Below are 13,781 nucleotides of genomic sequence, written 5' to 3'. Positions count from 1 at the left end.
TCTTAGACATAACGCTACAAGATCTTGTATCCCTTTAATTCGTTCAGCAGTTTCGCTTATTTCTTATGATAGATCTTTTTAATAGTTGCATTAATCTCCGGTATCTGGTTATACAATTTCCAGATCAATCCAGATTTTGCATTCTCCATTAAAACAGCAACACTCGCCTGATTTTTCGCATTAAAACCATCGGAAACATCATTATTTTTCAAATCAATCCAAGATCTAAAACCATATTGGGTAAACAGCACCTTAGCATATTGATCATAAAATTTGCGCAAAGATTTTTGACCGATCTCCTGTTCGAAAGCAACAGCCGAAATTGCGATTGCTGGATTCACTAAATAATGCCCCACGCTATCGCTCGGATTCTGTACTCCCCAAATATCTGTATAACTAGATCCCAAGTTTAATTCATTATCCCTTCTTTTATAAGCTAAAATATAATTACTTGCTAGCTCACCATAATCGACATAACCATCGTATTTTCCGCTCGGATCTAAGGTTAAAAATGGTTTATAAAACTCAATCAAACTTTTATTTAAATCGCCAATTGCAATTTTTTTACCATACAGCATATGTTTTTCAAAGATCAAACTATCTTCAAAGGATACGGGGGTAGCTGGTTGTACCTGCGGTATGATAAGCCCACCATTCATATGTGAAGCAGCTCCTTGATCAACTGTCGATGGAGATAAACGAAGTAAACTATCCGCTAGAGGTAATTTTTTAGCATATCCATTCAGGTAACTCGCTTCCGTCAATGGATAAGTCGGAGAAGACATCGCTAATAAATAAGCACTTAAACCATCATTCAGGCCGTTTAAAACTTTAGACTGATAGGTGCTATCTACAGCTGACCACCGATCCATCAGTGCATCAGGATTTGACTTTGATGTTAGCTTTTGCCAATTCACCCGCTTCCATAATTTCGTTACATCCTCTCTAAAATTGTGTTCATCAGCAACATCCTTTGAAAAATATTCCCGAGCAACAAGCAATCCTTCCATAAGTTTCGTCGTCGCTTTAACATCATACATCTGTACGCCATCAGTATAAAATGGCACGCCTTCCCTTCCATCATAAAATGCCGTAAATACACCCTCATGATGCTGAGCCTTGTTTAAAAACTTGATCATCCTACTCAAACGCAACAATAAAGCTTGACGCGAAATAACATTGTTTTCAGCACCAACCAATAACGAAAGAATTGCATAACCCGATTCTTCTATAGAAACTATAGCCTTCTTATTTGATTTATTTGGTAGAAAAAGACCACTGTTGATATCATAGTTCTCAATAAAATAATTGACATTTGTCAATTTGATTAAGTTCGAAAGCTCTATATCACTAGCAGGTTTGGTTTGAATTTCTTTTACAGTAGAGAATGGAGATTCCAGATAATCAAAATCTACCCATGCGATCTTATAATAGTATTTCTTATTATATTCTTCTACAAGATCATAACATTTTTGCATAAATACCGGTCGTATGGCAATCGGCTTAAAATCAACGTTATCCGTTGATCTGTAAATTTTTATATACCGGATACTTGGTGTTAACGGCAGTTGCCATTGAAGCTCCACCTGCTTATCAATACTGGAGACCTGTGACAGAATAGCTCCTGAAGACAATTTGACACGAGAAGGATTTTTAGGCAAAAACTCCAATTGATCTAAAAACAACTGATGCGTCATCTCATCAGTTCCGTTTTGATGAAAAACCACTTCAGAAACTGCTTCCCCTGCTTTTAAATTTCCAAATTTTGACAAGGGTATCTCTATATTAAGCCAAGTATCATGATCAAAGTCATCTATAAATGGGGAAAGTTCTAAAATATTAGTTTCAGAACCATTTTGAAGCAATTGAATTTTCGGAAGAGTTTTTTCTTTCGTATGCGGTGTTTGCACATACATTTTAATTGTCAGCACATCACTGGCCAGGACCTGATAATTGATCTTATGGCGATCATTTAGTAAAGCAACCTTCCAATTTCCAGCATTTGATGACAAATAACGGAGTGAAAGTGAATTTCCTGGAGTAAAAAATAAAGAATCTGTAGTCGGTAAATTTTTCTTTACATTCTGTACCCAACTGTCTCCCGAATATTCCACCAAGCTTTTGGCATAGTTACCTGACAAGAGACTGTTCTCAAACACAACTTCAGGATAAGTTTGTGCAGACAAGGCTGTTGCAGTAGAAATAGATAAACCGATTATGAATAGTAATTTTTTTGACATGCGCATAAATTGATAATAAACATCAAACAAAAAGTAAGCCATCTATACTTTAATGAATCACAAAAGTAATAAAGGATTTCCAATGTAAATGTCATACGTAATTTTAATTTCGGAAAAAATGCACTAATTTAGCCATCTGATTTTTTCATAACAACTTTATATGAAAACTACATTTGAATTTGAAAAGCCAATTGCAGATTTGCAATTGCAGATAGAAAAAGTGGAACAAGTTGCCGTAAAGACGAAAGTCGATATGAGTGCAACTGTGTTAGAGCTACAAGAAAAACTAGCGAACGCTGAAAAAGAGATATACGGTAATTTGTCTGGTTGGGAGAATGTGCAGATGTCGCGTCATCCGGAGAGACCCCAAACATTGGATTACATTAACATGATCTGTGATGATTTTATTGAATTACACGGAGATCGTACTGTAAGAGATGATAAAGCCATCATTGGTGGATTTGCATCGATCGGAGGTCAATCAGTTATGGTTATCGGGCATCAAAAAGGAAAAAACACCAAAGAGCGTCAATACCGCAACTTTGGTATGGCTAACCCTGAAGGATACCGTAAAGCTCTTCGCTTAATGAAAATGGCAGAAAAATTCAACAAACCTGTCGTTACATTGATCGATACAATGGGTGCATACCCAGGTTTGGAAGCTGAAGAAAGAGGTCAAGGAGAAGCCATTGCACGTAACTTACTGGAAATGTCGGTACTAAAGGTGCCTATTATCTGTGTAGTAATCGGTGAAGGTGCTTCTGGTGGTGCATTGGGTATCGGTATCGGCGATCGTGTATACATGCTAGAGCATACCTGGTATTCTGTCATCTCTCCTGAATCTTGTTCCTCTATCCTATGGAGAAGCTGGGACCACAAAGAAAAGGCGGCAGAGGCGCTAAAATTAACCTCTAAAGACATGTTAGGTAATGGTCTTATTGATGGTATCATTAAAGAACCATTAGGTGGAGCACATCAAAACCCTGAATTAGCGGCCGAGTTATTAAAAGCAAAATTGGTTGAAGATTTAGCGATTTTGATCGCCAAAGACGAAGATGTTTTGGTGGACGAACGTATAGCGAAATTTAGCAAAATGGGTGTAGTAGTTGAATAGCACTACCATTCACAACAAAATAAAAGGGGCGCTTTAATAAAAAGTGTCCCTTTTATTTTGTCCCGCCCCTCTCCAGTACAGAAAATAGAAAAAATAAGATTTTAAAAAAGAATACGTTACAACATATTTCAAAAAAATTAGCAAATATATTTGTTCCCTTTGCTAGATTTTTCTAGCTTTGCATCACTCCAAACAACGAAGGAAACTTCATAAGAGTAAGATTCCGTAGCTCAGCTGGTAGAGCAATACACTTTTAATGTATGGGTCCTGGGTTCGAATCCCAGCGGGATCACAAAAGAAAAGCTAATCTTATGATTAGCTTTTCTTTTGTATAAAACGGTTAAATTCGAATATCACTCCCTGCTTCTATCAATCAATCATTGGAACTTGTAATGCTATAAATGATACGATCATCAGCTATACCATTTACAATAAAAATGAACTTGATGCAGTCATCTGTTGACTGCTGTTATGTAGAAATAAGATATAAATATCAAGAGTGCATAATCATACGAGTAATTCCAATGCTCATTATTAAAACAAACGAAGCGTAAAGAATTCATTAAGTACAAGTGAAAACTTTCCTGACAAATAATTTATTCTAATGAAAAAATCAAATAAGGCCATATCAGCGGCATTACTATCTATGGTCAGTGTCCAAGGTGGTGCCTCTATCGCTAAACAGCTTTTTCCTGCCATAGGAGCAACAGGAACAAGTATGTTGAGAATTGGCCTGTCTACCGTATTGCTAAATATTATAAATCGTCCTAAATTCTTTCAATTCACGAAACAACAATGGTTATATTGCGCTATTTATGGAATAGGAATTGCCGCAATGAATCTTATTTTTTATTTAGCCATCCAACGCATCCCCTTAGGGCTGGCTGTAACGGTAGAATTTATAGGTCCACTTTTTCTAGCCTTATCTTTATCCCGAAAATGGCTAGACGTCCTTTGGGGATTAATCGCTTGTGCTGGTATTCTATTTATCGTTCCATGGCAAAGTAACAACATTGACTTAATCGGACTTCTTCTCGCATTTCTAGCGGGTATATTTTGGGCAGTTTACATTGTTATGGGAAGCAAAGTGACCGGCATTATGCCAGGAAAAGACGCTGTAAGCACGGGAATGCTATTTGCAACCCTAATTATTATCCCCTTTGCCCTATGGGATGGTGGTATTTTTAGTCTTACCCCAATGCTGTTTTTAAAAGGACTGGGCGTCGCTGTACTTTCTAGCGCAGTACCATTTTCACTAGATTTAGTGGCTTTAAAAAGACTTCCAGCAAAAACATTTAGTATTTTAACAAGTTTGCAACCGGCATTTGCCGCCCTATCAGGTATGATATTCTTATCAGAACGTCTTACACCATTACAATGGATTTCCGTTGCTTGCGTTATAAGTGCAAGTATGGGCGCTACTATTTTCAGTAAAACGAAACAACAGATCGAAGAATAATTAAGAACGATCTATCCTACATACGAACAATATCACAAAAGCGCTATCTCCCGATAGCGCTTTTTTTATGTCAATCGAATAAGAAATAAGTTATAGAAACAAATCGACCATAAACTAAAAGAAATAAAATCAATGAAAATCCGTTAAAATAAACGGATATATTATTTTATCTTTATTATCGACATCATATCGTCACTCAAAATCTAAATTGATTACCATGAATAATTTCGATTGGACATCATTTACAAAACGTATCGCGATTAAAGCCTCTCTTTCCGAGATTTATGAAGCTTGGTCTGTTGCGGCGAATTTAGAAAGATGGTTTTTGGAACGTGTCATTTTTCGTGATGCGGCAGGAAATCAGCTTGAACAGATCAACCCAGAAGAAAGCGGCATGCAGTACGATTGGTATTGGTACCTGGATCCGACGCCCATGCATGGAGAAATCCTTAAAGCAAATGGTAAAGATTTTCTCCAGTTTACATTTGAAGGTACCAGTATGGTTGATGTGACATTAAGTACACTTCATGAGTATGTTATCGTAGAATTACGGCATCACCATATTCCACAGGACGATCACTCAAAGCAATACATTCGTCTGGGATGCTCTAATGGTTGGGCATTCTATTTACATAATTTGAAATCAGTATACGAAGGAGGTCTCGACCTTCGTAATAAAGACCCTAGAATCGGTAATATGATCAATAACTAACAAACACCAATAAACCAGCTTTCAACGAAAGCCAGTCAACCTTTTATCACGGCACTACGGAGGAACAACGCCGTATATGCTGGTCGTTATCATCAATACCTAGTCCTGCAGCAATTCCATTTCTCTTTTCAGGTTTTCTTTTGCCCGTACTTCAAAACGGTTATAAAAATAATCTGTTTTAAAAATCCGGTCCATGGACAGAAAATGAGTTAATGCTTTCTTGCGACCAGAGTGGTACTGTACATCTGGATAAATCTGATATTCCAAGCGGATATTTGTATAGTATTTTGCATATTTCTCCCATGGTTGTCCCAAAATAGAAAGATCAGCATCAGTAAAATAATTTGTGTCCTGATCGTTAGAAATTAAGTGCGATTTTGTCGCCAGGATCTGTTCGGTGCATGTCAAGATAATTGCTTCGGAAACAGCAATCTCTTTCATCCGTTTTACGGCAAAATGAGCACTTTCATCTTCATTATTCTGTTTTGACGCATCGTAGATAATATCATGATAATAAAGTGTAAACAATAGAGCTTCCCAATTCTTGATTTTCTCTTTTACAGCCGTAAGTTCAAGCAGCAGATTTTCAAGATGATCTAAAGTATGGTAATGTCTGAGAGTATCACCATAATAGGCTTCTACCTCCCTCCATAAGGAAGCGATCAATTGCTCATCTTTCGTATAATTTTTCAATAGCCCCACAAATGTTTCTTTAAGTATCATCGCTTTTAGATTATCATCATGTTACCGAGCATATCTGATGCCACAGATTAATAAGTTATTATTCAACAAATGAAAATGATGACATTCATCAATTTATGTGACATCTATCACCTCAAACATCTTGGCACGCCGGCAGTATTTAAGTAACTTAGTATGAAATTAAAAAGCATAACAATATGGATAATACAATGAAAGCAGCACGATGGTATGCCGCAAAAGATATCAGGGTAGAATCAACGGAGATCCCAGCTCCAAAAGCGAAACAAGTTAAAATTTCAGTTCAGTTTGCAGGAATCTGCGGCTCCGACTTACATGAATACGTCCATGGTCCACAGCTCATCCCGGTGGCCGCACCCTATCCGCTCAATGGACACCAGGGTACAACCACATTAGGACATGAATTCTCCGGAATTATTGATACCGTGGGCGAAGGTGTACATCATTTAAAAGTTGGCGACCGGGTAGTCGTAGAACCAATCTTTAAAAAATTTGATAGCCCCTTTATTGCAAACGGAGAATACAACCTGTCAGAACCATTAGGCTTTGTTGGCCTATCTAGCAATGGCGGATTTGCTTCTTACGTTGTAGTAGAGGATTATATGGTGCACAAAATACCAGACACTATGTCCTTCGAGAAAGGTGCATTGGTAGAACCCGCAGCAGTAGCAGTTTATGCGGTCATGCAAAGTAATCTAAAAATCGGCGGGACTGTTCTAGTTTCCGGAGCCGGTCCAATTGGTTTATTATGTGTTCAGGCGGCCCTGGCAGCCGGAGCTAGTACAGTTATCGTAACCGATATCGCTGACAAACGTCTTGAAAAAGCAAAATCTATAGGTGCTACCCATATTATCAATGCGAAAGATGAAGGTATACCCGAAAAAATTAAGACCATAACAGGTCTCGGAGTAGATGTTTTCCTTGATTGCGCAGGTGTACAAGCCTCCTATACAACGGGTATCACGAGTTTAAAAAATGGAGGAACCGCTGTATTAGTAGCACTATTTGGAAAACCTGTTACAACTGATGCGCTCGATCAAGTACTTCGTGAAATCACCATTAAAGGAATTATTGCCTATCGCAATATTTTCCCGCAAGTCATTGCACTGATCGATAGCGGTAGGATGCCGGTAGAGAAATTGGTTACACGCAAGATTGTTTTAGATGAAATCGTCACGAACGGATTTGAAGCCTTAGTTAACGATCCTACTGAAGTTAAGATATTGATTGATATACAAGCAAGCTAAATTTAAAAACAACAGCCCAAAAGTTGGTTCAAAAATAATCATCAGGAATAAACAGCAAAGCCCAATCGAAAGATTGGGCTTTTTAGCTTTCGGACCAAAGAAAACAACTTTAAACCCTATTCGTTAATTATTAAACATTTCATAACCTCAAAAAACTACCAACCTCGTGATCAACACCATTAATTAATAAAAATTCACCAATATCCAACCGCACGTGATCAAAATAATCTAAAATTCTTGGAAAAAATTTGCGTAGTCAAATAACTACACTTACATTTGTAGTCAAATGACTTCATAATTTAAAACTAACCAGTACTATGGAGATTTGGAACATAAAAAACCGATATATAATTGAAGAAATCGTATAGCGTTGTACTTTTTTAATACCCGAACCGTAAAGATCAAACAATGGATCGAAAACTAACATGCGATAAATAAGGTATTAAGTAACCGCTCAAGTATAAACAGATCAACATACGAATTGTACCGATTAAAAAAACACATTATGAAAAAGAGAGATAAAATCATCTATTGGTTTTCTACCATTTGGCTAAGTTTAGGAATGGTGTCAACTGGAATTGTTCAGATCATCCACATGGATGAAGAAGTTAATAAAATGAAAGATCTAGGCTATCCCTCCTATTTTCTCACCATTATCGGTATTTGGAAGCTACTAGGAGTAATTGCCATTCTCCTTCCAAAACTCCCAGTAGTAAAAGAATGGGCATATGCAGGATTTTTCTTTCTAATGTCGGGCGCAATTTTCACCCACCTTGCAGTTGCTGATAAAGCAGTCACCTATTTTGGTCCTGCGCTGTTACTCCTGCTCACGATTATTTCGTGGTATTTCAGACCAGTTGAACGTAAAGTCTAGACCAGATGAAAATAGAACTGAATCCAGGAGTTGACAAATATTTGATAGATGGCTGTATGCGTTGCAAATATGGCGGTACACCATTATGCAAAGTCAATAACTGGAGGGAAGAATTAGAAATGCTCCGCCAAATTGTACTGGAAGCGGGTTTAAAGGAAGAAATAAAATGGGGTGCACCCGTATATACCTCCAAAGGAAAAAATATAGTTTCCGTTGCTGCATTAAAACAATCCGCCAATATCGGTTTTTTTAAAGGTGTATTATTATCCGACGATCATAAAATCTTAACCCAACAAGGTAATTTACAATCGGACAGGATCATCAAATTTACTAATATAGCAGAAATCAAAAGATTAGAAAATACCTTAAAATCGTATATATCCGAGGCCATAGCGATAGAAGAAAGTGGTCAAAAGGTAACATTTCAAAAAAATCCAGAACCTATCCCCGAAGAACTCCTACAGCTATTCGAACAAGACTCTAAGTTAAAAACAGCATTTTACGCATTGACACCGGGGCGGCAAAGAGGATACATCATTTATTTTTCACAACCCAAAGTAGCACAGACAAGAATTGGAAGAATTGAAAAATACCGACAACAAATTATAAACGGTATAGGATTAAACGATAAATACAGTTCCAAATAGCGTTAATAAAACATGATCATAAACACATCAAGCAATGACAGGACAGATCATAATAGATTGAAGTGTTAAAGCGAAAAAGACCATAACAATGAACTTAAGAAGAGACGTTTTTCAAGCCCTTGCCGATCCGACAAGAAGAGCAATATTGCTACTGGTTGCCTCACATGCGATGCCTGCTGGAGCCATTGCTTCCAATTTTGACACATCCAGGCCCACCGTTTCTAAGCACCTGCAGATTTTGACCGAATGTGAACTCCTAAAACCTGAGCAAAATGGCCGGGAAATCTATTACCATCTCAATCCGCAAAAAATGAAAGAAATTGCAGATTTTATCGAACCGTTCCGCCAGATGTGGGATGACAGATTCAATAAATTAGAAGCCGTAATGAAAAACTATATAGCCAAATAATCATGGAACAGAAAACAAAAATCAGTGCCGAACATGACAAACAAGAAATCATCATCACACGCGAATTTGATCTTCCTCTAGAATTGCTTTTTAAGGCATATGAAGATGCCGATCTCTTTGAACAATGGATGGGTACAAAAGTACTGAAACTGGAAAACAAGAAACATGGTGCCTATGCATTTGAAACATCACACGATGGCACTGTTGTGTTTCGGGCAAACGGAACAATCCATGAATTTGTACCAAACGAAAAAATCACAAGAACATTCGAGATGGAAGATAGTCCATTCCCTGTTCAGCTTGAATACCTCACATTTGAACCCTATACAGATGCAAGCAGTAAACTTACTATCCAGATTATTTTTAAATCTGTTGCTTTTAGAGACCAGCTGCTCAAGATGCCTTTTGCACAAGGCATCAATATGGCGCACAACCGGTTACAGGAGATCTTAAATACACAGAAACAAGATTAGGACAACTCAATCTATTAACAGACCGTTTCTTTGTCTATGAATTACTTCTAGCTGTTCCAGACAATAAATCAGGTCTTATACCTAAAAAACAACCATTATGAACACACAGGTAGAACATTTCTTTGAAAAAACACAACAATGGTCCGAAGAGTTCAATTTACTTCGCGATATCATTACTGAAAACAAATCCTTAGAAGAAGAATACAAATGGATGCATCCATGCTACACGCTCGATGGAAAAAACATCGTTCTTATTCATGGATTTAAAGAATATTGCGCGCTCCTGTTTCATAAGGGAGCTTTACTCAAAGATCCTGAAGGTATATTGATCCAGCAAACAGAAAATGTACAGGCAGGCAGACAGATCAGATTTAAACATATAGCAGAGATTATCACGCTAAGACCAGTTATCCAAGCTTACATACGGGAAGCCATTGAGATCGAAAAAGCAGGATTAAAAGTGGAAATGAAAAAAGTGAACGACTACCCTATTCCTGAAGAATTCCAGCAGGCACTGGCACAAGATCAAGAATTAAATACAGCATTCTATTCCCTAGCACCTGGACGACAAAAGGGATATCTATTTTATTTTAATCAGGCGAAACAATCCAAAACACGGCAAAATCGAATTGAAAAATATTATCAGCAGATCCTTGACGGCAAAGGGATTGATGATTAAAGGCCAGTAAAACCGAGCCCTCTATCACAAAATAAAGAAGCCCGGTTTTACTATCCCTTACCACCACATCAATCTAATTATTGGGGTATCACATTCTCTGCCCGAAGACGTTCAAACAAGTGGATAAATGCTTCTTCGGTATTCTGGTAAGCCGTAAATCCCAGTTTTCGGCTATTGGCCATATCCACCATCACTTCGATAGGTCTGCCCAGATCAAGATCTGTATGCCATGGTGAAGCCAATTGAAAAAGTTCATGCTGTTCCAGTCCATACTCCTTTACCATATCAGACCACAATTGACCATCATTTTTAAGTTGTTCGGCAAGAGGCCTCGGCTCTCCATGAAATCCTTCAGCCTCAATGCCGAAATATGACGCGATGCGCTCCCATAACCAACTCCAACGAAAGACATCGCCGTTCACAATATTAAAAGCCATATTTTTAGCTTCCTCAGTCGTCGAAGCCCAGATTAACTGCTTCGCCAGAACACCAGTATCCGTTACATCCGAAATTCCGTTCCATTGCGCTTCCGAGCCCGGCCAGATCAATTTCGCCCCTTTTTGTTTACAAATACTGGCATATACGGCAAGCGTCACCCCAAGATTCATCAAATTACCGATCGCATGCCCGATAACCGTATGCGGCCTATGTATACTCCACGTAAATCCATCTCTAGCCGAAGCTTCATATACCGCATCTTCCTGAGCGTAGTAAAAATTGGGATGACTTAGTCTAGGCTGTTCTTCCCGAATAGGTGTATCAGGAAACACACCCGTAGCTACGTATGACTCAAAAGGACCTAAATAATGCTTTAACCCCGTTACCAAAGCCACATGTGCAACAGTTTTCTTTTCAGACAGAACATCGAGAAGATTACGGACAAGAGCACGATTTACAATAATATTTTCTGCCTCATTGTCTTTCCGCATCCATGTTGTAAAAAACACATGTGTTGGGTAAACATTTTCAAGTGCGATCTTCAGATTTTCAACATCCATAAGATCAGCTTTTACCGGAATTACGCCGTTATCAGTTTGACCGGGATGACGTGCCAGACCATAAGTTTGCCATCCATGACCAACAAGCTCCTCAGCCAAACGACTTCCCGTGATCCCTGTTGCGCCAACTACTAATGCAATTTTATCCATTGTTATATCTCTTTAAATTTCTACAACAAAGTTCGCCGCATTAAAAACTGAAAGAGATGATACAGATCAAGAAATTCCATTGATCCAGATCAATGGAATTAATCTGTAGATGCAATTTTCTTACGGATTCTACTCAGGGTTTCAGGAGCCAATCCCAGATAAGATGCCACCAGATGTTGCGGCACACGTTGCATAATTTCAGGACTAGCCTGTAGCATACGCTGAAATTTTTCTTCAGCAGTATAGCTGTTCGAACTGATCAGGCGTTCATCTTTTGTAACCAAACTATTTTGATAGAGCATTCTAAAATACCGCTCCATCACCGGGACCTCTTCCATCAATTGTTCATAATCTGCCCGCGATAAAAGCAGTAACTCTGTATCTTCAATAGCATCTATATAGAGAATTGCCGGTTGCTGATTAATAAAACTTTTAAAATCAGACACCCACCAGCCTTCCCAGCCAAACAGGCTGATATGCTCATTTCCTTTCTCATCCAAACGGTACGATTTGATAAGACCTTTTTTCACAAATGAAAGATGCGTACAAACAGCCCCTTCTTCCAAGATATATTGCTTCTTTCTGATTTTTTTGAATGTAAAAAAAGAAGCTATCGCCTCTTTGTCACCACGAGAGAGCGTCACTTTTTTTTCAATATGAGAAAATAATACTTCTAACATGAATTTTCATTTATAGCGTCTTCAAACTTAAATAAATTTGTTTTATTTACCCCAGAAAAACCTCCTAAACACCAAACATATTCATGCATGCATCTGTTTTTATAGCCGATAAAAAAACATTAAACCCAAAGACATGATCATTCAATATTTGACAACCGAATTCGAACAAGAGGTCAACAACACCCGTAAATTACTGCAGGCAGTGCCTGAAAAAGACATACACTACAAGCCTGCAGATATTTCCTGGACAATGGGAGAACTGGCACAACATATCGCAACCATTTATTATTGGTACGTAGGCACATTTACAGAAGATGTATATGATATGGCCACCGATCATCTTGAGCGCGGTGCACCTGATGATATCAAAGCCACGCTCGAACTTTTTGAAAAAAATGTAGCACGAGCCAGAACCGCTCTATCAACACTTACAGAAGAAAAACTACGCGATCACTGGACAATGAAAGCAGGTGAACGCATACTCTTAGGCCCAATGGAAAGAGGCATTGTGGTACGAGGATTCCTTTTTAATCATATTTATCATCATCGCGGAGAATTGATTGTCTACCTTAGAGCAACCGGAAATAAAGTGCCTGGACTGTATGGTCCTACTTACGAAGACAGCAAAAAGATGTAAACGCAAGTCATGCCGCAGTAGAGCGAAATTTTTCATGCAGATCAGTTACAAAACTAAAATGACAGAACAAATTAATCCCATACCAGACCTACCCAATGATAGATCTGCTATGGGATTAATATTAACTGTTCTTTCAAGACAAAACGTGCCACGAAAACTAATCCTTTTCGTCGCTTAGTTTAAAACCTTTTACAATTTTCTGACCAGGCATATGAAACTCCAAAACCAGACTATCTGGCGTATCCTTTACGACATCCAGGCCGATCACACTTTCATATCCCACCTTAAGATTATCATTTTTCAGGAAATCAGCATCGGTAAACAAAATCACCTTCTCAACAATTCCTTTATTTTCAATAATCTGTAACCGCGGACGGGCCATCACACTTTGAATAAGCTGTACTCTATATTTCCCGGTATCTGGTGTATAGTACGATCGTCTTTCCATGCCCGTACTTGAAAATAGAATACCAAAAAAAGGCAACATCATCGCGGCTATGCTAAACAATAGCCCCAATACTAATACGATACAGTATATTTTCGTATAAATACTTTTCCAGAAAATAATTAGAAATGGAAGCGTAGTGAGTAACCATATCCAAAAGACCAAGCGGTCACTCCAATACCCCACCAAACTGATCTGCCACATCAGTATAACCGTAATATCGACCAACATGATCAGTGAGATCAGCATATAAGCGATATAAAACTTTTTTCTACTTGTCACTTTTTGCATAACTCC

At 38.1% G+C, this 13,781-nt stretch carries 15 protein-coding genes and 1 tRNA gene; 11 read left to right on the top strand and 5 right to left on the bottom strand.

Going from position 1 to position 13,781, the window contains the following annotated elements; translation table 11 throughout:
- Positions 1-56: 56 nt before the first annotated feature.
- Complete coding sequence (locus M2265_RS01065; protein ID WP_132768505.1) at positions 57-2,240, bottom strand: glucoamylase family protein; 2,184 nt, start codon at positions 2,238-2,240, stop codon at positions 57-59.
- A 160-nt stretch (positions 2,241-2,400) separates the two neighbouring features.
- Between M2265_RS01065 and M2265_RS01060 the strand changes: the two genes are divergently transcribed.
- From M2265_RS01060 to M2265_RS01045, 4 genes are all read left to right on the top strand, one after another.
- A complete protein-coding gene (locus M2265_RS01060; RefSeq protein WP_132768507.1) occupies positions 2,401-3,354 on the top strand; it encodes an acetyl-CoA carboxylase carboxyltransferase subunit alpha in 954 nt (317 codons plus the stop codon).
- Positions 3,355-3,573: 219 nt separating this feature from the next.
- Positions 3,574-3,646, top strand: a tRNA-Lys gene (locus M2265_RS01055).
- Between the two features lie 312 nt (positions 3,647-3,958).
- Positions 3,959-4,813 (top strand): EamA family transporter, encoded by an 855-nt coding sequence (locus tag M2265_RS01050; RefSeq protein WP_132768509.1) that lies wholly within the window; start codon positions 3,959-3,961, stop codon positions 4,811-4,813.
- Between the two features lie 217 nt (positions 4,814-5,030).
- Positions 5,031-5,525, top strand: a complete 495-nt coding sequence (locus M2265_RS01045; protein ID WP_132768511.1) for an SRPBCC family protein — start codon at positions 5,031-5,033, stop codon at positions 5,523-5,525.
- Positions 5,526-5,624: 99 nt separating this feature from the next.
- Here the strand turns inward: M2265_RS01045 and M2265_RS01040 are convergent, their stop codons facing one another.
- Positions 5,625-6,248: a hypothetical protein gene (locus tag M2265_RS01040; protein ID WP_132768513.1), complete on the bottom strand. Its 624-nt coding sequence runs from the start codon at positions 6,246-6,248 to the stop codon at positions 5,625-5,627.
- 176 nt (positions 6,249-6,424) lie between these two features.
- Between M2265_RS01040 and M2265_RS01035 the strand changes: the two genes are divergently transcribed.
- The 6 genes from M2265_RS01035 to M2265_RS01010 all read left to right on the top strand — a co-directional run bounded on the left by M2265_RS01035 (position 6,425) and on the right by M2265_RS01010 (position 10,574).
- Positions 6,425-7,492 carry a 2,3-butanediol dehydrogenase gene (locus M2265_RS01035; protein ID WP_132768515.1) on the top strand — a complete coding sequence of 356 codons (1,068 nt, stop codon included), beginning with the start codon at positions 6,425-6,427 and terminating at the stop codon, positions 7,490-7,492.
- Positions 7,493-7,997: 505 nt separating this feature from the next.
- Entirely contained in the window at positions 7,998-8,366 is a 369-nt protein-coding gene (locus M2265_RS01030; protein ID WP_021191581.1) for a DoxX family protein, read from the top strand.
- A 5-nt stretch (positions 8,367-8,371) separates the two neighbouring features.
- On the top strand, positions 8,372-9,013 hold the full coding sequence (locus M2265_RS01025; protein WP_132768517.1) for a YdeI/OmpD-associated family protein: 642 nt from the start codon (positions 8,372-8,374) through the stop codon (positions 9,011-9,013).
- An 88-nt stretch (positions 9,014-9,101) separates the two neighbouring features.
- Positions 9,102-9,422, top strand: a complete 321-nt coding sequence (locus M2265_RS01020; protein ID WP_132768519.1) for an ArsR/SmtB family transcription factor — start codon at positions 9,102-9,104, stop codon at positions 9,420-9,422.
- Positions 9,423-9,424: 2 nt separating this feature from the next.
- Positions 9,425-9,895 carry an SRPBCC family protein gene (locus M2265_RS01015; protein WP_132768521.1) on the top strand — a complete coding sequence of 157 codons (471 nt, stop codon included), beginning with the start codon at positions 9,425-9,427 and terminating at the stop codon, positions 9,893-9,895.
- Between the two features lie 97 nt (positions 9,896-9,992).
- The gene (locus tag M2265_RS01010; RefSeq protein ID WP_132768523.1) at positions 9,993-10,574 is read left to right on the top strand and encodes a YdeI/OmpD-associated family protein; all 582 of its coding nucleotides are present in this window, start codon (positions 9,993-9,995) and stop codon (positions 10,572-10,574) included.
- Between the two features lie 77 nt (positions 10,575-10,651).
- Here the strand turns inward: M2265_RS01010 and M2265_RS01005 are convergent, their stop codons facing one another.
- Together M2265_RS01005 and M2265_RS01000 are read right to left on the bottom strand one after the other, a co-directional pair.
- The gene (locus M2265_RS01005; RefSeq protein WP_132768525.1) at positions 10,652-11,722 is read right to left on the bottom strand and encodes an SDR family oxidoreductase; all 1,071 of its coding nucleotides are present in this window, start codon (positions 11,720-11,722) and stop codon (positions 10,652-10,654) included.
- Between the two features lie 98 nt (positions 11,723-11,820).
- The gene (locus M2265_RS01000; RefSeq protein WP_132768527.1) at positions 11,821-12,402 is read right to left on the bottom strand and encodes a Crp/Fnr family transcriptional regulator; all 582 of its coding nucleotides are present in this window, start codon (positions 12,400-12,402) and stop codon (positions 11,821-11,823) included.
- 133 nt (positions 12,403-12,535) lie between these two features.
- Between M2265_RS01000 and M2265_RS00995 the strand changes: the two genes are divergently transcribed.
- Complete coding sequence (locus M2265_RS00995; RefSeq protein WP_132768529.1) at positions 12,536-13,039, top strand: DinB family protein; 504 nt, start codon at positions 12,536-12,538, stop codon at positions 13,037-13,039.
- 157 nt (positions 13,040-13,196) lie between these two features.
- Here M2265_RS00995 and M2265_RS00990 read toward each other — a convergent pair whose 3' ends face one another.
- Positions 13,197-13,775, bottom strand: a complete 579-nt coding sequence (locus M2265_RS00990) for a hypothetical protein (RefSeq protein WP_132768530.1) — start codon at positions 13,773-13,775, stop codon at positions 13,197-13,199.
- Positions 13,776-13,781 lie beyond the last annotated feature (6 nt).

Source organism: Sphingobacterium kitahiroshimense, assembly GCF_025961315.1.
Classification (GTDB): Bacteria; Bacteroidota; Bacteroidia; order Sphingobacteriales; family Sphingobacteriaceae; genus Sphingobacterium; species Sphingobacterium anhuiense.
This window is presented reverse-complemented; position numbering and strand designations above follow the sequence as displayed.

Bases quoted from the DNA above. Each gene is read 5' to 3' on its own strand.
- M2265_RS01065 (WP_132768505.1), bottom strand. From the start codon at position 2,240: ATGTCAAAAAAATTACTATTCATAATCGGTTTATCTATTTCTACTGCA.
- M2265_RS01060 (WP_132768507.1), top strand. From the start codon at position 2,401: ATGAAAACTACATTTGAATTTGAAAAGCCAATTGCAGATTTGCAATTG.
- M2265_RS01050 (WP_132768509.1), top strand. From the start codon at position 3,959: ATGAAAAAATCAAATAAGGCCATATCAGCGGCATTACTATCTATGGTC.
- M2265_RS01045 (WP_132768511.1), top strand. From the start codon at position 5,031: ATGAATAATTTCGATTGGACATCATTTACAAAACGTATCGCGATTAAA.
- M2265_RS01040 (WP_132768513.1), bottom strand. From the start codon at position 6,248: ATGATACTTAAAGAAACATTTGTGGGGCTATTGAAAAATTATACGAAA.
- M2265_RS01035 (WP_132768515.1), top strand. From the start codon at position 6,425: ATGGATAATACAATGAAAGCAGCACGATGGTATGCCGCAAAAGATATC.
- M2265_RS01030 (WP_021191581.1), top strand. From the start codon at position 7,998: ATGAAAAAGAGAGATAAAATCATCTATTGGTTTTCTACCATTTGGCTA.
- M2265_RS01025 (WP_132768517.1), top strand. From the start codon at position 8,372: ATGAAAATAGAACTGAATCCAGGAGTTGACAAATATTTGATAGATGGC.
- M2265_RS01020 (WP_132768519.1), top strand. From the start codon at position 9,102: ATGAACTTAAGAAGAGACGTTTTTCAAGCCCTTGCCGATCCGACAAGA.
- M2265_RS01015 (WP_132768521.1), top strand. From the start codon at position 9,425: ATGGAACAGAAAACAAAAATCAGTGCCGAACATGACAAACAAGAAATC.
- M2265_RS01010 (WP_132768523.1), top strand. From the start codon at position 9,993: ATGAACACACAGGTAGAACATTTCTTTGAAAAAACACAACAATGGTCC.
- M2265_RS01005 (WP_132768525.1), bottom strand. From the start codon at position 11,722: ATGGATAAAATTGCATTAGTAGTTGGCGCAACAGGGATCACGGGAAGT.
- M2265_RS01000 (WP_132768527.1), bottom strand. From the start codon at position 12,402: ATGTTAGAAGTATTATTTTCTCATATTGAAAAAAAAGTGACGCTCTCT.
- M2265_RS00995 (WP_132768529.1), top strand. From the start codon at position 12,536: ATGATCATTCAATATTTGACAACCGAATTCGAACAAGAGGTCAACAAC.
- M2265_RS00990 (WP_132768530.1), bottom strand. From the start codon at position 13,775: ATGCAAAAAGTGACAAGTAGAAAAAAGTTTTATATCGCTTATATGCTG.